This window comes from Pseudomonas brassicacearum subsp. brassicacearum, assembly GCF_008801605.1.
Lineage (GTDB): Bacteria > Pseudomonadota > Gammaproteobacteria > Pseudomonadales > Pseudomonadaceae > Aquipseudomonas > Aquipseudomonas brassicacearum.
Window position 1 is genome coordinate 49,198 of record NZ_VZPJ01000016.1, and the last position, 19,462, is coordinate 68,659.

Consider the following 19,462-nt stretch of genomic DNA (forward strand, 5'->3'; position numbering starts at 1 on the left):
TCGCGAGCAAGCTCGCTCCCACAAGGAATTGCGCCCTGACACAGATCCACTGTGGGAGCGAGCCTGCTCGCGATGGCGTCAGCCCAGCCGATGAATAGCTGCGACACACCGCCGCAGGCCAATCCCGCGCCCGCGCCCCATGCCTTATACTCGCCGCGCCTTTTCAACCCCGCGCACGCCGGAGTGTCCTGATGGATCCTGCTGTTTTCGAAGAGTGGATGATGACCGGCCTGGTCAGCATCCTGATCATTTTCATGGGTTTCATCGTCTGGGACTTGGCGAAGAAGTCCAAGGCCGGACGTTTCGGCTCGTTCATCCTGTTTTTCGTGCTGGGCCTCGGTGTGGCCGCGTTCGTCATCAAGAGCGTGGTGATCGGCCTGATCGAGTCCGGAGCGTTATAAGCGCGCTGGCACTTCCTTCCACTGGCCCTGATCGAGCCCTTCGATCGTCCAGTCGCCGATCCTGACCCGCACCAGGCGCAATGTCGGCAAACCCACGGCGGCGGTCATGCGTCGTACCTGGCGATTGCGCCCCTCGCGTATCACCAGCTCCACCCAGCTTGTGGGCACGCTTTTACGAAAACGTACCGGCGGGTTGCGCGGCCACAATTGCGGCTCATCCAATGAGCGCGCCTCGGCCGGCAGGGTCATGCCGTCGTTCAACTCCACCCCATCGCGCAATCGCTGCAACTGTTCGGCACTCGGCTCGCCCTCCACCTGCACCCAATAGGTCTTGGCCAGCTTGTGCTTGGGGTCGGCAATCCGCGCCTGCAACTGCCCATCGTTGGTCAGCAACAGCAAGCCTTCGCTGTCGCGGTCCAGTCGTCCGGCCGGGTAGATGCCCGGTACGTCGATAAAATCCTTGAGCGTCGCCCGCCCCTCACCGTCACTGAATTGCGTCAGTACATCGAAGGGTTTATTGAACAGGATCAGCTTCGGCTCGGCCGGCGGGGCCTTGGCCATACGGCGCGGGGCGGAGGCTGGAAGCTTCGCGCCAGGGCGACGGGAAGCAGGGCGTGGAGGACGGGGCATGGCGAATACAACATTTAACGTTCGGGCCCACCATGCTAGTGGCCCGACCGTTAAATAACCACCACCCCCTTCAACGGGGCATCAGCGGAACGGCGGCTCGTCGAAGCTGCGCAGCTTGCGCGAATGCAACGAGTTGAGTTCGGTGCGCAACAGGTCCAACGCCTCGATGCCGATCTTCAGGTGCTGGTTGACCGCTCGCTCATAGAACGCGTTGGCCGAGCCCGGCAGCTTGATTTCGCTGTGCAACGGTTTGTCCGAGACACAAAGCAACGTGCCGTAAGGCACCCGCAGGCGATAACCCTGGGCGGCGATGGTGCCGCTTTCCATGTCCACCGCCACCGCGCGGGACAGGTTGATCAGCGGACGCTCCTGGGCCCAGCGCAGTTCCCAGTTGCGGTCGTCATAAGTCAGCACGGTACCGGTGCGCAGGCGTTTTTTCAGCTCGTCGCCCTTTTCGCCGGTGATGTTCGCCGCGGCCTGTTGAAGCGCCATCTGCACTTCGGCCAGGGCCGGAATCGGAATGTTCGGCGGCACCACCCGATCGAGAATGCCATCGCGGCGCATGTAGGCGTGGGCCAGCACGTAGTCACCGATGGTCTGGGACTGCCGCAGCCCGCCGCAGTGGCCGATCATCAGCCAGCAATGCGGGCGCAGCACGGCCAGGTGGTCGGTGATGTTCTTGGCGTTGGAAGGGCCGACGCCGATGTTCACCAGGGTCACGCCATGGCCATCATTGGTCTGCAGGTGATAGGCCGGCATCTGGTAGCGGTGCCAGACCACACCGGCGGCGATGGCCGATGCTTCGCTGTGCTCCATGTTCTTGTCGATGATCACGTTGCCCGGCAAGACCATGCGCACAAAGCGCGGGTCGCTGCGCAGTTGCTCCAGGCCATGGACGATGAACTGGTCGACATAGCGGTGATAGTTGGTCAACAGGATCCACGGCTGCACATGGCGCCAGTCGCTGCCGGTGTAGTGCACCAGCCGGCGCAGGGAAAAATCCACCCGCGCGGCGTCGAACAGCGCCAAGGGCAGTGGGTCGGTGTTTTCCCAGTCATAGAGGCCGTCGGCAATGCCATCGGTGGCCGCCGACAGGTCGGTGCTGGGGAACACCCGCGCCAGCACGGCGGCGGTCACGCCGGAGCCGGCCAGTTCGTCGCCCTGCTCCACCACGTACGGGTACGGAATGTTCTGCTCGCTGACGCCCACTTCCACGGTGACGGTAAAGTCGTGCATCAATGGAACCAGCTGTTCCAGCAGGTACTTACGGAAGGCGGCGGGATGGGTGACGGTGACGCTGTAGGTGCCGGGCAACTGGACCTTGGCATAGGCTCGCGTGGTTTGCGGGACTTCGCCGTGGCAGTGATAAGTCAGCCGCAAGGCCGGATAGCGAAACAACGCACGCTGTTCGGCATCCGGCTCGACGCGGTCCTTGAGATAACGCATCAGCGCCTGGTTCAACGCGGTGGTCGCACGCTCGTGCAGGGCCGCCAGACGATCCACGGCTTGTTCGGCGGTTTGAACGACAATAAACGCTTCGGTCACGATCAGCTTCCTGTGTTCTGACTTGCAGGCCTTCATCTTGCCTGCATCGCCGCCCGACGGGAACAGTGGCGTAGTGGACTCGATCGATTCCCTGCGGGAGCGAGCTTGCTCGCGATAGCGGTGTATCAGGCACCACAGATGCTGGATGTACCTCCGTCATCGCGGGCAAGCCTTGCTCCCACATGGACTCTGGGATGTTCTGTGGGAGCTGAGCTTGCTCGCGATAGCGGTGTATCAGGCACCACAGATGCTGGATGTACCTCCGTCATCGCGGGCAAGCCTTGCTCCCACATGGACTCTGGGATGTTCTGTGGGAGCTGAGCTTGCTCGCGATAGCGGTGTATCAGTCACCACAGATGCTGGATGTACCTCCGTCATCGCGGGCAAGCCTTGCTCCCACATGGACTCCGGGATGCTCTGTGGGAGCTGAGCTTGCTCGCGATAGCGGTGTATCAGGCACCACAGATGCTGGATGTACCTCCGTCATCGCGGGCAAGCCTTGCTCCCACATGGACTCTGGGATGTTCTGTGGGAGCTGAGCTTGCTCGCGATAGCGGTGTATCAGTCACCACAGATGCTGGATGTACCTCCGTCATCGCGGGCAAGCCTTGCTCCCACATGGACTCTGGGATGTTCTGTGGGAGCTGAGCTTGCTCGCGATAGCGGTGTATCAGTCACCACAGATGCTGGATGTACCTCCGTCATCGCGGGCAAGCCTTGCTCCCACATGGACTCTGGGATGCTCTGTGGGAGCTGAGCTTGCTCGCGATAGCGGTGTATCAGGCACCACAGATGCTGGATGTACCTCCGTCATCGCGGGCAAGCCTTGCTCCCACATGGACTCTGGGATGTTCTGTGGGAGCTGAGCTTGCTCGCGATAGCGGTGTATCAGTCACCACAGATGCTGGATGTACCTCCGTCATCGCGGGCAAGCCTTGCTCCCACATGGACTCTGGGATGTTCTGTGGGAGCTGAGCTTGCTCGCGATAGCGGTGTATCAGTCACCACAGATGCTGGATGTACCTCCGTCATCGCGGGCAAGCCTTGCTCCCACATGGACTCTGGGATGCTCTGTGGGAGCTGAGCTTGCTCGCGATAGCGGTGTATCAGGCACCACAGATGCTGGATGTACCTCCGTCATCGCGGGCAAGCCTTGCTCCCACATGGACTCTGGGATGCTCTGTGGGAGCTGAGCTTGCTCGCGATAGCGGTGTATCAGGCACCACAGATGTTGGATGTACCTCCGTCATCGCGGGCAAGCCTTGCTCCCACATGGACTCTGGGATGCTCTGTGAGAGCTGAGCTTGCTCGCGATAGCGGTGTATCAGGCACCACAGATGTTGGATGTACCGATGCCTTCGCGAGCAGGCTCGCTCCCACAGGGTACGTGTCGTGTCTAAAAGCCGTGTGGGGTGGAGCGCGTCACGATCGCCTCGACATTCAAGCCCCGAGGCAAGGCACCGTACACCCGGCCGACCGAACCCAGGCGACTGGCGATGAAGGCATCGCTGACCTCACTGTTCCCGGCTTCGAGCAACAGCTTGGCCTGCAGGCCAACGGCGATGTCTTCGGTCAATTGCCGGGCGCGGTACTGGATGTCGTCGGTGTCCTTGAACGCGGCGTGCAATTGGTGGATGTGGCCAGCCAGGCGCTTGTCGCCGTGGCCATCGCCCAGTTCGCGGAACAATACCTCCAGCATGCCGGGCTCCTTGGACAAGGCGCGCAGCACATCCAGGCATTGCACGTTGCCGGAGCCTTCCCACGTCGAATTGACCGGCGCTTCGCGGTACAGGCGCGGCAGGATGCTGTCTTCGACGTAGCCGGCACCGCCCATGCATTCGGCGGCTTCATTGATCATCGCGGGGGCGCGCTTGCAGATCCAGTACTTGCCCACTGCCGTCACCAACCGGGCGAACTTGGCCTCATGCTCGTCATTCAAGTGGTCCAGCGCCCGGCCCATGCGCAGGCTCAAAGCCAGTGCGGACTCGCTTTCCAGCGCCAGGTCAGCCAGGACGTTTTGCATCAGCGGCTGTTCACTCAACAACTTGCCACCGACCTTGCGGTGCGCGCAGTGATGGCTGGCCTGGGTCAGCGCCTGGCGCATCAGGGCGCTGGAGCCGACCATGCAATCGAAACGGGTCATGGCGACCATCTCGATGATCGTCGGCACGCCCCGCCCTTCTTCACCGACCATCCAGGCCAGTGCGCCACGGAACTCGACTTCGCTGGAGGCGTTGGAACAGTTGCCCAGCTTGTTCTTCAGCCGCTGGATGTAGAACTGATTGCGGGTGTCGTCGGGGCGATGGCGCGGCAACAGGAAACAGGTCAGGCCCTTGTCGGTCTGGGCCAAGGTGAGGAAGGCATCGCACATCGGCGCCGAACAGAACCATTTGTGGCCCACCAGCTCATAGGCCTGGCCCGGGCCGCTGGCGCCCACCGGATAGGCTTTGGTGGTGTTGGCCCGCACATCGGTGCCGCCCTGTTTTTCAGTCATCGCCATGCCCAGGGTCACGCCGGCCTTGTGGGCCATGCCGACGTTGCGCGGGTCGTACTCGGTGGCCAGCACCTTGGGCACCCAGTGCTCGGCCAGGTCCGGCTGCAAGCGCAGCGCCGGCACACTGGCGAAGGTCATGGTCAGGGGGCAGCCGGTGCCGGCTTCGGCCTGACTATGCAAATAGGTCATCGACGCCCGGGCGACATGCGCGCCGGGTTGCGGGTGCGCCCAGGGCAAACTGGGCAGGCCGTGCTCGACGGCAGTGCGCATCAACTGGTGATAAGCCGGATGGAATTCCACCAGGTCGATGCGATGGCCGTAACGGTCATGGCTGGAGAACACCGGTTTGTTCTGGTTGGCCAGGAAGCCCGCTTCCATCAACGGCCCGCCGGCCAGCGCCCCATACGCATCGATCCGCGCCTGTGCCCAGCCCGCCCCAAAGCGCTGCGACCACTGCTGCAGCGGCAGGTCGATGCGGTACAGGTTGGCGCCATCCAGGGACGGCGGCTGATTGGTGACGTCGTGGGTTTCAGCGAACTGGTGCAGGTTCATGACAGGGCTCCTCGATCGGCCAGGGATTCAGTTAAGCACCGCCTCCAGGCCGAACAAAGTGTCATATGCGCCTAAATGTCGGCGCTTTCACCCTGTCTTGGGCAAAGCACCCGGCGCTGGAGCATCGCCTGTAGCGCCTCGAACTTCACTGGCTTGTTCAAGTAATCGACCGGCGCGCCCGCAGGACAGCACTCGCGCCCCACGTTCGGGCTGACCACCAGCACCGGCAGTTCCTCGCAGCCGGACAAGGTGTGGATCTGGCAGCAGAGCGACACGCCGTCCAGCGGCGGCAACTGGCAATCGAGCAGCACCGCATCAAAGCGCTCACCGTGCAGCAGATCCAGCGCAGCGCGGCCACTGTCGGCGGTGCGCACCCGATAACCGAGCTTGAGCAACATGCCGCGCATGACCAACTGATCGATGCTGTTGTCATCGGCCAGTAGCACCGTGCAATCCTGCGGCTGGCGCGAACCCTGGCGGCCACCGAAGGAAAACGGCGTCGGGACCGCCGCTGGCAAGGCCACGTCAAACTCCACGTCCAACTGGAAACGGCTGCCGCGACCGGGCTCGGAGGTGTGGGTCAGGCGTCCGCCCAGCAGTTCCACCAGTTGCCGACAGATAGCCAGCCCCACGCCGAGGCCGCCGTATTCGCGGGTCATCGAGCCGTCGAGTTGGAAGAAGCGCTGGTACAAGGTCGCTTCCCCCAGGTCGGTAAAACCGATTCCGGTGTCGATGACGGCAAAGGACAGCACCAGCCGATCAAGCGCCGTCGGCCTGCCGTTGACTCGCAGGGCCAGGCCGCCAACCCGGGTGAACTTGATGGCGTTGTCCAGCAGGCATTCCAGACTCTGGGCCAGTTTGCCGCTGTCGCCGAGCAACCGGTCCGCCAAACCCGGGGCCACGTCGACCTTGAAGTCCAGGCCCTTGGCCGCGGCATTGGCGCCGAACTGCACCTGCAGCGCATCGACCACCCCACGCAGGCTGAACGGTGCCGGATAAACCTTGAGCTTGCCGGCCTGCAACTCGGTCAGGGTGAGCATGCCATTGACCATGCGCATCATGTCCCGCGCCGAACCGGCGGCGGTCTGTTGATACTGGGTCAGTTCCTCGTCCATCTCGACGGTTTCCATCAGCTCAAGGGAACCGATCACGCCATTCATCGGCGTGCGCAGTTCGTGGGTCAGGGTGGCGAGGAATTCATCCTTGAGCTTGTTGCCGTGGGCCAGTTGCTGGTTGAGCACTTCGAGTTTCTGCCCGGCGTCCAACAGGGTCTGGGCCTGCTGTTCGCGCATGGCATTGATGCGGTCGGCCAGGGCCAGGGACAACAGCGCCACTTCGATGGCCGAGCCGATCTGGCTGGCGTACATGGTCAGGAAGACGTTCGGCAGGTAACCGAGCACCATCAACGTATTGACGATGCCCCCCAGCAGAAACGCCGACCAGGCAATGATGAAATAACGCGCCACCCGCAGGCCACGCCACCAGGCAAACAGCCCGGCGGCAAAGATCGCCACCGTGAACAGCAGCGCCAACACCGTCGCCAGGCGCAGCGCCAGGGCATAACTGGTCATCAGCGACAGGCCGACCACCACGGCGCTGTAGGCGATCAGCGCCAGCAGCAAGCGGTCCAGCCAACGGCTATGCTGGGCCGTTTGCAGGAAACTGCGGGCGAACTGGCTGCCAAACAGGCCCGCGCAGCCGATGAAGAACGGCGTCGCGGCGTTGGCCCACCAGGGGTTTTCCGGCCAGAAGTACTCCACGGCGGCGCCGTTGACCGACAACTGGTAGAGGCCGAACGAGGCAATGTAGAAGATGTAATAGAGGTAGCTGGTATCGCGCACGCTCAGGTAGATGAACAGGTTGTAGACCAGCATCCCCAGCAGCACGCCATAGATGATCCCCAGCACATACAAGCGCACGGGCTGTTGTTCGAGATACGCGGTGCTCGACCACAGCGTCAGCGGCGCCTGGATCGAACCCTGGCTTTGCAGGCGCAGGTAGAGGGTCTGCTGTTGTTCGGGCTTGAAAGCCAGGCTGAACAGGTAGTTGTTCTGGCGGATCTCGCGGCTGGCGAACGGCAACGCATCACCGGTCTGGCGAACCAGGCGATAGCCCCCCGCCGCATCGGGCAAATACAAGTCGAGGTGGTCCAGCGGCGGGTATGCCAGCTCCAGCAGCCAGGTGCGCTGGGCGTCCGGATTGGCAGGACGGTAGTGCAGGTCGATTTTCAACCAGAAGGCTGATCGCGAGTAACCGGCGTTCAGGGTAGCTTGGTCATGGGGCTTGAAAGCACCAGCGGCAGCCTGAGCCAGGACATCGTCAATGGTGGCCGTGCCGCGCGCATCTTCGAACACCTGCAGGGCATGGCCCAAGGGCAGGTTTTGGGTGAATTCATCGAATTCGAGAGCACTTGCCAAAGGGGACAAGCACAGCAACAACATCAGCAAATAGCGCATTTAAGCCCCAGCGCGGCCTGTCCGGTTGAGTCAGGAAGCCCCCCATTCCCTGAGTAGACGTAAAACCGGCATTACCTGTTATGAGTTGGATCCATCTCTAGCATAGCCGCTGATGGCCAATTTGCACCATTGAATTTTTTCCTACAAAAGGCTCTAGAACGGGCGTTTCAGAGCAAAGCATTGAGATAGAGCTGTTGCGTTGTTCAGGTCGGCAAATGACGGGGCAAAAAAGCATCCACCCGCAAGCGACTGCGCATAAAACCCTCTGAGTCCGACCACCGATAAAAGAGGTTTGGTGGTAAGCTCGCGCACCATGAATATCTACAGCTCTCGCCCCGTTGTCCTCTGTCTCTCCGGCCACGACCCCAGTGGTGGCGCCGGTTTGCAGGCAGATATCGAAGCCCTGCTTGCCCAGGGTTGTCATGCCGCCCCTGCCGTTACCGCATTGACCGTGCAAGACACCGTCAACGTCAGCGATTTCCGAGTGCTCGACCGAGAGTGGGTGCTGGCACAAGCCAATGCCGTGCTCAACGACGCCCAGGTGGCAGCGGTCAAGCTGGGGATGCTTGGCTCACTGGAAATGGTCGACACGGTGGTCGAACTGCTCCAGGCGCACCCGCACCTGCCCATGGTCTGCGACCCGGTGCTGCGCGCCGGCGGTGGCGGGCGCCTGGGCAAGGATGAGGTCGGCTACGCCATGCGCGAACGCCTGCTGCCCCTGGCAATCATCGCCACCCCCAACCTGCCTGAAGCGCGCATCCTCGCCGAACTGCCCGAGGGCAGCGCCGACGAGTGCGCGGAAAAACTGCTGCCCTTCGTCAAACACCTGTTGATCACCGGTGGTCACGGCGACGAACATGAAGTCCATAATCGCCTGTACAGCCGCGACGGCGGGCGCGAAACCTTTACCTGCCAGCGTCTGCCCGGCAGTTACCACGGTTCCGGCTGCACCCTGGCCAGTGCCCTGGCCGGTCGGCTGGCCCAGGGCGAACAGCTCGCCAGCGCCGTCAAGACGGCACTGGATTACACCTGGCGCACCTTGCGCGATGCCGAACAACTGGGCAAAGGCCAGTTCGTGCCGCGTCGCCTGCCGCTGGATTTCTGCTCGTAGTACCGGAGGCCTGTGGAATGAAATTACGTGGCCTTTACGCCATCACCGATAGCCAATTGCTGGCCGGCAAGTTCCTCGCTTATGTGGAAGCGGCGCTGGAAGGTGGCGTCACCCTGCTGCAATACCGTGATAAAAGCAGCGACGAGGCCCGCCGCCTGCGGGAAGCCGAAGCACTGCGCAACCTGTGCGAGCGCTACAAGACCCAGTTGATCATCAACGACGACGCAGAATTGGCCGCACGCCTGGGCGTCGGTGTGCACCTGGGCCAGACCGATGGCCCGTTGGCGCCAGTGCGGGCACTGCTCGGGCACAAGGCGATCGTCGGTGCCACCTGCCACGCCAGCCTGGCACTGGCCGAACAGGCCGCCAGCGAAGGCGCCAGTTATGTCGCGTTCGGGCGTTTCTTCAACTCAAACACCAAGCCCGGCGCCCCCAGCGCAAACCTTGAACTGCTCGAACAGGCGCACCTCAAACTGCATGTTCCGGTGTGCGCCATTGGCGGCATCACCCTGGACAACGCCGCCCCGCTAGTGGCCCACGGGGTCGACCTGCTGGCGGTGGTCCACGGCCTGTTCGGCGCCGACAGCACCGCTGAAGTGACGCGCCGCGCCCGCGCCTTCAACGAGCTGCTGCAGATCAAATAGTCCATTTTTCCGTTTTCGAGAGCCCAACCATGTCCCGTTCCGAAACCCTGTTTGCCGATGCCCAGAAACACATCCCCGGCGGCGTGAACTCGCCCGTTCGTGCGTTCAAGAGCGTCGGCGGCACCCCGCTGTTCTTCAAGCACGCCGAAGGCGCGTACGTCACCGACGAAGACGACAAACGCTATGTGGATTACGTCGGTTCCTGGGGCCCGATGATCCTCGGCCACAGCCATCCGGACGTGCTGGATGCGGTGCGCAAGCAACTGGTACACGGCCTGTCCTACGGCGCTCCGACCGCGATGGAAACCGAGATGGCCGACCTGGTCTGCTCGATCGTGCCGTCGATGGAAATGGTGCGCATGGTCAGCTCCGGCACCGAAGCGACCATGAGCGCGATCCGCCTGGCGCGGGGCTTCACCGGTCGCGACAGCATCATCAAGTTCGAAGGCTGCTACCACGGCCACTCCGACAGCCTGCTGGTCAAGGCCGGCTCCGGCGCACTGACCCAGGGCGTGCCGAGCTCGGCCGGGGTACCGGCAGCGTTCGCCAAACACACCCTGACCCTGCCGTTCAACGACCTTGAAGAAGTCGAGAAGATGCTCGGCGAAGTCGGCCAGGAAGTGGCGTGCATCATTGTCGAGCCAGTGGCCGGCAACATGAACTGCGTACCGCCGGCACCGGGTTTCCTCGAAGGCCTGCGCAGCCTCTGCGACCAGCATGGCGTGGTGTTGATTTTCGATGAAGTGATGACCGGTTTCCGTGTAGCCCTCGGCGGCGCCCAGGCCCATTACGGCGTCACGCCGGACCTGAGCACCTTCGGCAAGATCATCGGTGGCGGCATGCCGGTGGGCTGCTTCGGCGGCAAGCGCAAGATCATGGAATGCATCGCGCCGCTGGGCCCGGTCTACCAGGCAGGCACCTTGTCGGGCAACCCGCTGGCCATGGCCGCCGGCCTGACCACACTGCGCCTGATCAGCCGCCCGGGCTTCCACGCCGAACTGACCGACTACACCACCCGCCTGCTCGACGGCTTGCAGGTTCGTGCCGACGCGGCAGGCATTCCGTTCGTGACCACCCAGGCCGGCGGCATGTTCGGCCTGTATTTCAGTGGCGCCGATGACATCGTCACCTTCGAAGACGTGATGGCCAGCGACGCCGACCGCTTCAAGCGCTTCTTCCACCTGATGCTCGACGGCGGTGTGTATCTGGCGCCGAGCGCATTCGAAGCCGGCTTCACTTCCATCGCCCATGGCGAGACCGAGCTGAAGATCACCCTCGATGCGGCCGAACGGGCCTTTGCTGCGCTGAAATAAGCCTGTGGATAACTGACGCTGGCTGAAGCTGGCGTCAGTGATTGCCGACAACCTCCCGCCTTTTTCCTACGTATTTATGCCCGAAGCAGCTATTAGCATTCCCTCGCAGCAGAAAAACGAGTAAAGACTTTGTAAGGATGGCCCTGCTTATTTCATAATGCGCGCTTATTGGATCCCCCGGAGGGTCCGCGCGCCCCTCAGAGGTAAGTCGATTCCCATGAACCGCACCGGCCGCACCCTTGCCTTGGGCTGCCTGTTGCTCCTTCAGCCCCTGCTCGCGAATGCACAGGCAGGCGGTAACTCGTTGTTGATCCCGGCGCTGGGCCGTTGCACGCTCAATACCCAGCCACAAGATCTCGCACCGGCACTCGACGCCTGTCAAAAAGCGGCGGACGCAGGTGATGCACAAGCGCAATACGAGTTGGGCGAGTTCTACTACGAAGGCAAGGCTGCGCCGCGCGATCTCAAAAAAGCCCTCGACTACTTCGAAAAAGCCTCGCTGCAAGGCCATGCCCAGGCGCAATTCAAGCTCGGCGGCATGTTCTTCCATGGCGAGGGCGTGCCGGCCAACAACGTCCAGGCCTATATCGTCCTGAAGATGGCCGCGGTCAACGGCGCCGAAGAAGCCCTGGACACCGCCGACGAAGTCGCCGAGCAAATGCCCCGTGACGAATTGGAAGTGGCAACCCAGGTGCTGGGGCAGATCTTTCGCAAATACCTGATGGAATTGCAGAACGCCGATGGGCGTACGCCCTTCTCACCTCTGCCCTGATTATTGCGCAGGCCTTGATGGCCTCATCGCGAGCAAGCTCGCTCCCACACTGGATCGCTGGTGTACACAAATCTTGTGTTCACAAAGCCCCCACTGTGGGAGCGAGCTTGCTCGCGATTGGGAGCAACCCGATCTTGAATCCTACTTCTCAGGCATCGGCATCGGAAACGGCATCACATTGCCGACCGCGCCGCGGGCTTCGCTGATTTTCGGGGTGCCCAGGCGTTCGACTTCGTCGATGCGCACGATCGAATGCATTGGCACGAAGCTGCGCACCACGCCTTCGAACTGCGCCTTGAGCTTTTCCTCGCTCGGATCGACGACCACTTGCGTGCGCTCGCCAAAGACGAATTCTTCCACTTCCAGGAAACCCCACAGATCACTTTGATAGATCTGCTTGGCGTACATTTCGAACACCTGGCCCTGGTTGAGGAAAATCACCTTGTAGATTGGAGCTTCACGTTTGGTCATGGCTGGCGAAACACATCGGCGGGTAAAAATGAGGGCGCGAACTATAGCATAGCCACTGCTCGCACAGCGGTGGGAACCCAGGGACTTGTTCTCTATAATGCGCGGTTCTTTGAATCACGTGATGATCCCGTCCATGGCCAAGAAGCTTTACATCGAAACCCACGGTTGCCAGATGAACGAGTACGACAGCTCGCGCATGGTCGATCTGCTGGGTGAACACCAGGCCCTGGAAGTCACCGCCCGCGCTGAAGACGCGGACGTGATCCTGCTCAACACCTGCTCGATTCGCGAACGCGCCCAGGACCGGGTGTATTCCCAGCTCGGCCGCTGGCGCGAACTGAAGTTGGCCAACCCGGAGATGGTCATCGCCGTGGGCGGTTGCGTGGCCAGCCAGGAAGGCGCGGCCATTCGTGATCGCGCACCCTACGTGGACGTGGTCTTCGGCCCGCAGACCTTGCACCGCCTGCCGGAGATGATCGACGCCGCGCGCAGCACCAAGCTGCCGCAAGTGGACGTCTCGTTCCCGGAAATCGAAAAATTCGACCACCTGCCCGAACCGCGCATCGACGGCCCAAGTGCCTACGTGTCGGTGATGGAAGGTTGCAGCAAGTACTGCACGTTCTGCGTGGTGCCCTACACCCGCGGCGAAGAAGTCAGCCGGCCGTTCGACGACGTGATCGCCGAGATCATCCACTTGGCGGAACACGGTGTGCGCGAAGTGACCCTGCTGGGGCAGAACGTCAACGGCTATCGCGGCCTGACCCATGACGGGCGCCTGGCGGACCTCGCCGAACTGATCCGCGTCGTGGCGGCAGTGGATGGCATCGACCGCATCCGCTACACCACGTCTCATCCGCTGGAGTTCTCCGACAGCCTGATCCAGGCCCACGCCGAAGTCCCCGAACTGGTCAAGCACCTGCACCTGCCGGTGCAATCGGGCTCCGACCGGATCCTTGCGGCCATGAAGCGCAACCACACGGCGCTGGAGTACAAATCCAAGCTGCGCAAGTTGCGCGCGGCAGTGCCGGGGATCTGCATCAGCTCGGACTTTATCGTCGGCTTCCCTGGCGAAACCGAGAAAGATTTCCAGCAGACCATGAAGCTGATCGAAGACGTGGGTTTCGATTTCTCCTATTCGTTCGTCTACAGCCAGCGCCCTGGCACTCCGGCGGCCGACCTGGCGGACGACACGCCCGAAGAGCTGAAAAAGGAACGGCTCAACGCCTTGCAACATCGTCTCAACCAGCAAGGTTTCGAGATCAGCCGACAAATGGTCGGCTCCGTCCAGCGGATTCTGGTGACCGATTACTCGAAAAAGGACCCGGGCGAGTTGCAAGGACGGACCGAAAACAACCGCATCGTCAACTTCCGCTGCGACACCCCGGCCCTGATCGGCCAGTTCGCCGACGTGCACATCGACGCCGCGCAACCGCACTCCCTGCGCGGTTCGCTGATCCAGTAACCTGCTAAAAAACACTATTGTCTGTGCAAGCAAGACCTGTGGGAGCAAGGCTTGCCCGCGATAGAAGCACCGCAATCTCACTGAAGACCGCGGAGCCTTGATCGCGGGCAAGCCTTGCTCCCACAATGGGTTGTGCCAACCCTGTGATCAGATTCGCCTGTTTAAGAGCTTTCGCACCCAGCCTACTGGCGTTATCCTTGATTTCACCTTAATTGCCCCCGGGCGGCTAAAAACGACCTTGAACGCACCCATCGAACCACATCGCTTTATTCTCGAGCCCTTTGAGGCTCGCCGCTTCGCCAATCTGTGCGGGCAATTCGACGAGCACCTGCGCTTGATCGAACAGCGCCTGGCCATCGAGATCCGCAACCGCGGAAACCAGTTCGAACTGATCGGCGAACCCAAGCACACCACCTCCGCGGAAAACCTGCTGCGCCGTCTCTACCGGGAAACCAAGGGGAGCGAGCTGTCGCCGGATACGGTCCACCTGTTCCTGCAGGAGTCGGCTGTCGAAGAACTCGACAACCACGCCCCGTCGGAACCGGCCGTGGCCCTGCGCACGAAAAAAGGCATGATTCGCCCTCGCGGCTTGAATCAGCAGCGCTACGTGAAGGAAATCCTGGGCAACGACATCAACTTCGGCATCGGCCCAGCCGGTACCGGCAAGACCTACCTGGCCGTGGCCTGCGCCGTCGATGCGCTGGAACGTGAACAGGTGCGGCGCATCCTGCTGGTGCGACCGGCGGTCGAAGCGGGCGAAAAACTCGGTTTCCTGCCCGGCGACCTGGCCCAGAAGATCGACCCGTACCTGCGCCCGCTCTATGACGCGCTGTATGAAATGCTCGGCTTCGAATATGTCGCCAAGCTGATCGAGCGCCAGGTCATCGAGGTCGCGCCACTGGCCTACATGCGTGGTCGGACGCTGAACAACAGCTTCATCATCCTCGACGAAAGCCAGAACACCACGGTCGAGCAGATGAAAATGTTCCTGACCCGGATCGGCTTCGGCTCCACCGCCGTCATCACCGGGGACATCACCCAGGTCGACCTGCCCCGTGGCACCAAGTCCGGGCTGAACCATGTGATCCAGGTCCTCAAGGACGTGCCGGGCATCAGCTTCACGCACTTCATGCCCAAGGACGTCGTGCGCCATCCGTTGGTGCAACGCATTGTCGAAGCCTACGAGCGTTTCGAGAATCGCGCCGATGAAGACTCGGCCGAAAGCAAAGGCAATCGCCACAATGCTTGAACTCGACCTGCAAGTGGCGTGCGAACACGCCGCCCCCAGCGAAGCCCAGTTCCGCCAATGGTGCGAACTGGCCCTGCGCCAGCGCAGTGCCGACTCGGAGCTGACGATCCGCCTGGTGGACGAACCCGAAGGCCGTGAACTGAACCACACCTGGCGGCAGAAAGACTACGCCACCAACGTGCTGTCGTTCCCCGCCGATGTGCCTGACGAACTGCTCGACATCCCACTGCTGGGCGACCTGGTGATCTGCGTCCCGGTGGTGGAGCGTGAAGCGGCGGAACAAGACAAGACCCCTGAGGCCCACTGGGCCCATCTGGTGATTCACGGCTGCTTGCATCTACTGGGTTACGACCATATAGAAGATGACGAAGCCGAAGAAATGGAAGCACTGGAACGAACGTTGCTTGCAGAGCTGGGTCATCCCGACCCCTACGCCGGCGACGAACACTGATACATCAACCTGTAACGACAAAGGATTCAGAGTAATCGCTATGAGCGAAGATCGATCGAGCAACGGGCAGAAGTCATGGCTGGGCAAGCTCACCCAGGCTTTTGCCCATGAGCCGAAAAACCGCCAGGAGCTGCTGGAGCTGCTGCGCGATGCACACCAGAACAAACTGCTGGACAGCGAAGCGCTGGCCATTGTCGAAGGCGCCATCCAGGTCGCTGACCTGCAGGTCCGGGACATCATGGTCCCGCGCTCGCAGATGGTCAGCATCAAGGCGACCCAGACCCCTCGCGAATTTTTGCCCGCCGTGGTCGACTCCGCTCACTCGCGCTATCCGGTCGTCGGCGAAAGCCATGACGACGTCATGGGCGTGCTGCTGGCCAAGGACCTGCTGCCGCTGATCCTTCAGGAGAACGGCGACAGCTTCAACATCAAGGACCTGTTGCGCCCGGCCACCTTCGTGCCCGAGTCCAAGCGCCTGAACGTGCTGCTGCGTGAATTCCGCGCCAACCACAACCACATGGCCATCGTCATTGACGAATACGGCGGCGTGGCCGGCCTGGTCACCATCGAAGACGTGCTCGAGCAGATCGTCGGCGACATCGAGGACGAGCACGACGTCGAGGAAGACAGCTACATCAAGCCCCTGCCCAGCGGCGACTTCCTGATCAAGGCCCTGACGCCGATCGAGAACTTCAACGAATTCTTCGACAGCCAATTCTCCGACGATGAGTTCGACACCGTCGGCGGCCTGGTGATGAGTGCTTTCGGGCACCTGCCCAAGCGCAACGAAACCACGGAAATCGGCTCCTGGCGCTTCCGCATCCTGAATGCCGACAGCCGTCGGATTCACTTGCTGCGCCTTTCGCCCATTGGCCGATAACCCCTGCGAGACCCGCTAAGGACAAAAATGCGCTGGATAACCCGCCCCGGCTGGCCCGGTAACCTGCTGGCCATGGCGGCCGGTGCGATCACCACCCTGGCCCTGGCGCCGTTCGACCTCTGGCCGCTGGCATTGCTGGCGGTCGGTTTGTTCTACGCCGGGCTGCGCGAACTCTCGCCACGCCAGGCCCTGGGCCGAGGCTGGTGTTTCGGTTTTGGCCTGTTTGGTGCCGGCACCAGTTGGATCTACGTCAGCATCCATAACTTCGGCGGCGCCTCGGTGCTGCTCGCCGGGTTGTTGATGCTGCTGTTCATCGCCGCCATCGCCTGGTTCTTCGCCCTGCCCGCCTGGCTCTGGGCGCGCTGGCTGCGCCGCAACGAAGCGCCGTTGGCCGATGCCCTGGCGTTCGCCGCCCTGTGGTTGGGCCAGGAAGCCTTCCGCGGCTGGTTCCTCACCGGGTTCCCCTGGCTGTATTCCGGTTACAGCCAGCTCAACGGCCCGCTGGCCGGCCTCGCGCCGCTGGGCGGAATGTGGCTGATTTCCTTCACCCTGGCCTTGACCGCCGCGCTGCTATACAACGCGCCCCGGTTGATCCGCACCGGGCGCAAAGGCTTTATCGCCGCGGGCGTGGTGCTGCTGATCGGCCCATGGGTGGCCGGCCTGGCCCTCAAGGGCCATGCCTGGACCAGCCCTTCGGGCGCCCCGCTGAGCGTCGCGGCGATCCAGGGCAACATCGAACAAAGCATGAAGTGGGACCCCGAGCAGCTCAACGCGCAGTTGGCGCTGTACCGTGACATGAGCTTTGCCTCCAAGCGCGTCGACCTGTTGATCTGGCCGGAAACCGCGGTACCGGTGCTCAAGGAATCTGCCCAGGGTTACCTGGACATGATGGGCAGCTTCGCCGCCGAGCGGCATTCGGCGTTGATTACCGGTGTGCCGATTCGCCAACTGGTACATCGCGAGAAGCGCTACTTCAACGGCATCACCGTGACCGGCGAGGGCGACGGTACCTACCTGAAGCAAAAACTCGTGCCATTTGGCGAATACGTGCCGCTACAGGACATCCTGCGTGGCCTGATCGCCTTCTTCGACCTGCCCATGTCGGACTTTGCCCGGGGCCCGGCCGACCAGCCGTTGCTGCAAGCCAAGGGTTACCAGATCGCGCCGTTCATCTGCTATGAAGTGGTCTACCCGGAATTTGCCGCCAGCTTGTCAGCGCGCAGCGACCTGCTGCTGACCATCAGCAACGACACCTGGTTCGGCACCTCGATCGGCCCGCTGCAACACCTGCAAATGGCCCAGATGCGCGCCCTGGAAGCCGGCCGCTGGATGATCCGCGCCACCAACAACGGCGTGACCGGGCTGATCAACCCCTTCGGCCAGATCACCGCACAGATCCCGCAATTCGAGCGCGGCATCCTCTACGGCGAAGTGGTGCCGATGCACGACCTGACGCCTTACCTGCAATGGCGCTCATGGCCGCTGATCATCTTGTGCATGTTGCTGTTGGGCTGGGCGTTGATGACGAGCCGGATGGCCAGGACGGTTTAAGGTTGATCGTTCCCACGCTCCGCGTGGGAATGCAGCCTGTGACGCTCCGCGTCACATTGGCAGCAGACGCCAGCCCGATTTGGGACGCAGAGCGTCCCTTGAGGCATTCCCACGCAGGAGCGTGGGAATGATCCGGTAACACCTCAGCGGTAAAACAACCAATACCCCACCAGCCCCGCCGCCTCATTCATCAACTGCCCGGATTGCCAGATCGACTTGAACTCCGGCATCCAGCCGCCCAACGGTCGGGCATTGTCCTGCCCCAGGAAACCCACCGGCGCCGGCACCACTTCAAACCCCGCGCGTTCGAAACTCCAGACCGACCGCGGCATGTGCCAGGCCTGGGTGATCACCACGACCCGCTTGATGCCTTCCGGCAACAGGATCTCGGCGCTCATCTGGGCGTTTTCCCAAGTGGTGCGGCTACGTCCTTCCTGCCAGCGCACGTTGACGCCGAAATCATCCAGCATCGAGTCGGCCATCAACTTGGCCTCGCTGGGTGGGGTGCCGTAGTGCAAGCCGCCGGTGGTCAGCACGGGCAAGCCCGACGCCTTGGCCAGCCGCGCCGCATAACGCTGGCGCTCCAGGCCGACACCGGTGGGCTGGTCGGCGCCCCAGGCCAGGTCGCCGCGCTCGCGACCGGATCCCAGCAGCACGATGGCGTCGGCACGCTGGGCCAGGGTTGCCCATTCACTGCGCAGCAGCGGCGGCTCACGCTCCAATGCCTTGGCGCTCCACTGCACCACCACCGGCAGGCTCATCAACCAGAAACCGCCCAGGCCCACGGCGAAACACAGCCGGGCCAGGCGCGGCCGAGAATGGCGCCACCACCAGGCGAGCGCCAACAGCAGCAAAAGAATGCCGGGCGGCAATAGAAGTTGTTTGATGAAATAGCGAAACGGCATCGGGCATCTCCATAGATGCCCGAAGCCTAAGTGGGTTGACGCAAAGCGACAACAGATTCGAAAAAGCCTTGAACCAAAAAAAGCGACACGCGTGAATCCGGCTTTACTTGAACTGCAGCGACCGGATCCTTACAGCATCCTTATCAGGCGTCCGGTCCTTGAGCCACACAACCTTGGCCGAACGGGGCGTATCGAGACGCTTGAGTACCTGGGCCTCACTGGTGGAGGTTTGATGTCCGACCTGTTCGAGGTAAGCCTCGACCAGTTCGAACTCCGCGGGGCTCAAGCCTCGCAGTTCCAGCTCTACCGGGCGTTCATCACGCAAGCGACCGGCGGTTCTTGCAGCGTCCAGGGCCACCCCGAGACGATCGATCAGTTTTTCGTACAACTCAGGTGTAGCGACTTTTCGTTGTGATTCAACCATCCCTCACCTCATTGAAGATAAGACTCACTCCCCATTGAGAAGCTTAGCTTCGCTGGGCAAACCGGCTGGGCGCCGCGACCAACGGCCCTGAACACGGGTCATCGCCGATGATCGGCAGTGGCTCGGCGGTGGTTCGGCAGCAATCAGGGTT

General features: G+C 62.2%; 17 protein-coding genes. 10 read left to right on the top strand and 7 right to left on the bottom strand.

What is annotated here, in order from left to right; genetic code table 11:
- Window positions 1-191 precede the first annotated feature (191 nt).
- Window positions 192-401 (top strand): DUF2788 domain-containing protein, encoded by a 210-nt coding sequence (locus F7R20_RS26830; protein ID WP_003185724.1) that lies wholly within the window; start codon window positions 192-194, stop codon window positions 399-401.
- On the opposite strand, the gene F7R20_RS26835 is transcribed toward F7R20_RS26830, so the two are convergent.
- The 4 genes from F7R20_RS26835 to F7R20_RS26875 all read right to left on the bottom strand — a co-directional run bounded on the left by F7R20_RS26835 (window position 396) and on the right by F7R20_RS26875 (window position 8,078).
- Window positions 396-962: a pseudouridine synthase gene (locus F7R20_RS26835; RefSeq protein ID WP_161796661.1), complete on the bottom strand. Its 567-nt coding sequence runs from the start codon at window positions 960-962 to the stop codon at window positions 396-398. The genes F7R20_RS26830 and F7R20_RS26835 overlap by 6 nt on opposite strands.
- A 150-nt stretch (window positions 963-1,112) precedes the next feature.
- Window positions 1,113-2,612 carry an AMP nucleosidase gene (gene amn / locus F7R20_RS26840; protein ID WP_161796662.1) on the bottom strand — a complete coding sequence of 500 codons (1,500 nt, stop codon included), beginning with the start codon at window positions 2,610-2,612 and terminating at the stop codon, window positions 1,113-1,115.
- Window positions 2,613-3,972: 1,360 nt separating this feature from the next.
- Entirely contained in the window at window positions 3,973-5,622 is a 1,650-nt protein-coding gene (locus tag F7R20_RS26870) for an acyl-CoA dehydrogenase family protein (protein ID WP_003205856.1), read from the bottom strand.
- 71 nt (window positions 5,623-5,693) lie between these two features.
- A complete protein-coding gene (locus F7R20_RS26875; protein ID WP_003205857.1) occupies window positions 5,694-8,078 on the bottom strand; it encodes a hybrid sensor histidine kinase/response regulator in 2,385 nt (794 codons plus the stop codon).
- Between the two features lie 313 nt (window positions 8,079-8,391).
- Between F7R20_RS26875 and F7R20_RS26880 the strand changes: the two genes are divergently transcribed.
- From F7R20_RS26880 to F7R20_RS26895, 4 genes are all read left to right on the top strand, one after another.
- Window positions 8,392-9,189 carry a hydroxymethylpyrimidine/phosphomethylpyrimidine kinase gene (locus F7R20_RS26880; protein ID WP_003205858.1) on the top strand — a complete coding sequence of 266 codons (798 nt, stop codon included), beginning with the start codon at window positions 8,392-8,394 and terminating at the stop codon, window positions 9,187-9,189.
- Between the two features lie 17 nt (window positions 9,190-9,206).
- Window positions 9,207-9,833, top strand: coding sequence for a thiamine phosphate synthase (thiE, locus tag F7R20_RS26885; RefSeq protein WP_003205859.1), 627 nt, complete (start codon window positions 9,207-9,209; stop codon window positions 9,831-9,833).
- A gap of 29 nt (window positions 9,834-9,862) precedes the next feature.
- Window positions 9,863-11,146 carry a glutamate-1-semialdehyde 2,1-aminomutase gene (gene hemL / locus F7R20_RS26890; RefSeq protein ID WP_003205861.1) on the top strand — a complete coding sequence of 428 codons (1,284 nt, stop codon included), beginning with the start codon at window positions 9,863-9,865 and terminating at the stop codon, window positions 11,144-11,146.
- 217 nt (window positions 11,147-11,363) lie between these two features.
- Window positions 11,364-11,918, top strand: a complete 555-nt coding sequence (locus F7R20_RS26895; RefSeq protein WP_003205863.1) for a tetratricopeptide repeat protein — start codon at window positions 11,364-11,366, stop codon at window positions 11,916-11,918.
- Window positions 11,919-12,059: 141 nt separating this feature from the next.
- On the opposite strand, the gene F7R20_RS26900 is transcribed toward F7R20_RS26895, so the two are convergent.
- Complete coding sequence (locus F7R20_RS26900; RefSeq protein WP_003185742.1) at window positions 12,060-12,389, bottom strand: DUF1820 family protein; 330 nt, start codon at window positions 12,387-12,389, stop codon at window positions 12,060-12,062.
- A gap of 133 nt (window positions 12,390-12,522) precedes the next feature.
- Between F7R20_RS26900 and miaB the strand changes: the two genes are divergently transcribed.
- From miaB to lnt, 5 genes are all read left to right on the top strand, one after another.
- Window positions 12,523-13,851 carry a tRNA (N6-isopentenyl adenosine(37)-C2)-methylthiotransferase MiaB gene (gene miaB, locus F7R20_RS26905; RefSeq protein ID WP_003205865.1) on the top strand — a complete coding sequence of 443 codons (1,329 nt, stop codon included), beginning with the start codon at window positions 12,523-12,525 and terminating at the stop codon, window positions 13,849-13,851.
- Window positions 13,852-14,089: 238 nt separating this feature from the next.
- Complete coding sequence (locus F7R20_RS26910; RefSeq protein WP_003205867.1) at window positions 14,090-15,100, top strand: PhoH family protein; 1,011 nt, start codon at window positions 14,090-14,092, stop codon at window positions 15,098-15,100.
- Entirely contained in the window at window positions 15,093-15,551 is a 459-nt protein-coding gene (gene ybeY / locus F7R20_RS26915) for an rRNA maturation RNase YbeY (RefSeq protein ID WP_003205868.1), read from the top strand. The genes F7R20_RS26910 and ybeY overlap by 8 nt, the downstream gene beginning before the upstream one ends.
- A gap of 40 nt (window positions 15,552-15,591) precedes the next feature.
- The gene (locus F7R20_RS26920; RefSeq protein WP_003205870.1) at window positions 15,592-16,431 is read left to right on the top strand and encodes an HlyC/CorC family transporter; all 840 of its coding nucleotides are present in this window, start codon (window positions 15,592-15,594) and stop codon (window positions 16,429-16,431) included.
- Between the two features lie 27 nt (window positions 16,432-16,458).
- Window positions 16,459-17,982 (top strand): apolipoprotein N-acyltransferase, encoded by a 1,524-nt coding sequence (gene lnt / locus F7R20_RS26925; protein ID WP_003205871.1) that lies wholly within the window; start codon window positions 16,459-16,461, stop codon window positions 17,980-17,982.
- Window positions 17,983-18,125: 143 nt separating this feature from the next.
- Here lnt and F7R20_RS26930 read toward each other — a convergent pair whose 3' ends face one another.
- Both F7R20_RS26930 and F7R20_RS26935 read right to left on the bottom strand, forming a co-directional pair.
- Window positions 18,126-18,887, bottom strand: coding sequence for a YdcF family protein (locus tag F7R20_RS26930; RefSeq protein WP_003205872.1), 762 nt, complete (start codon window positions 18,885-18,887; stop codon window positions 18,126-18,128).
- A 103-nt stretch (window positions 18,888-18,990) separates the two neighbouring features.
- The gene (locus F7R20_RS26935; protein WP_003205874.1) at window positions 18,991-19,311 is read right to left on the bottom strand and encodes a hypothetical protein; all 321 of its coding nucleotides are present in this window, start codon (window positions 19,309-19,311) and stop codon (window positions 18,991-18,993) included.
- Between the last annotated feature and the right edge of the window lie 151 nt (window positions 19,312-19,462).

Coding starts and splice junctions, on each gene's coding strand:
- F7R20_RS26830 (WP_003185724.1), top strand. CDS start 192: ATGGATCCTGCTGTTTTCGAAGAGTGGATGATGACCGGCCTGGTCAGC.
- F7R20_RS26835 (WP_161796661.1), bottom strand. CDS start 962: ATGGCCAAGGCCCCGCCGGCCGAGCCGAAGCTGATCCTGTTCAATAAA.
- amn (WP_161796662.1), bottom strand. CDS start 2,612: ATGAAGGCCTGCAAGTCAGAACACAGGAAGCTGATCGTGACCGAAGCG.
- F7R20_RS26870 (WP_003205856.1), bottom strand. CDS start 5,622: ATGAACCTGCACCAGTTCGCTGAAACCCACGACGTCACCAATCAGCCG.
- F7R20_RS26875 (WP_003205857.1), bottom strand. CDS start 8,078: ATGCGCTATTTGCTGATGTTGTTGCTGTGCTTGTCCCCTTTGGCAAGT.
- F7R20_RS26880 (WP_003205858.1), top strand. CDS start 8,392: ATGAATATCTACAGCTCTCGCCCCGTTGTCCTCTGTCTCTCCGGCCAC.
- thiE (WP_003205859.1), top strand. CDS start 9,207: ATGAAATTACGTGGCCTTTACGCCATCACCGATAGCCAATTGCTGGCC.
- hemL (WP_003205861.1), top strand. CDS start 9,863: ATGTCCCGTTCCGAAACCCTGTTTGCCGATGCCCAGAAACACATCCCC.
- F7R20_RS26895 (WP_003205863.1), top strand. CDS start 11,364: ATGAACCGCACCGGCCGCACCCTTGCCTTGGGCTGCCTGTTGCTCCTT.
- F7R20_RS26900 (WP_003185742.1), bottom strand. CDS start 12,389: ATGACCAAACGTGAAGCTCCAATCTACAAGGTGATTTTCCTCAACCAG.
- miaB (WP_003205865.1), top strand. CDS start 12,523: ATGGCCAAGAAGCTTTACATCGAAACCCACGGTTGCCAGATGAACGAG.
- ybeY (WP_003205868.1), top strand. CDS start 15,093: ATGCTTGAACTCGACCTGCAAGTGGCGTGCGAACACGCCGCCCCCAGC.
- F7R20_RS26920 (WP_003205870.1), top strand. CDS start 15,592: ATGAGCGAAGATCGATCGAGCAACGGGCAGAAGTCATGGCTGGGCAAG.
- lnt (WP_003205871.1), top strand. CDS start 16,459: ATGCGCTGGATAACCCGCCCCGGCTGGCCCGGTAACCTGCTGGCCATG.
- F7R20_RS26930 (WP_003205872.1), bottom strand. CDS start 18,887: ATGCCGTTTCGCTATTTCATCAAACAACTTCTATTGCCGCCCGGCATT.
- F7R20_RS26935 (WP_003205874.1), bottom strand. CDS start 19,311: ATGGTTGAATCACAACGAAAAGTCGCTACACCTGAGTTGTACGAAAAA.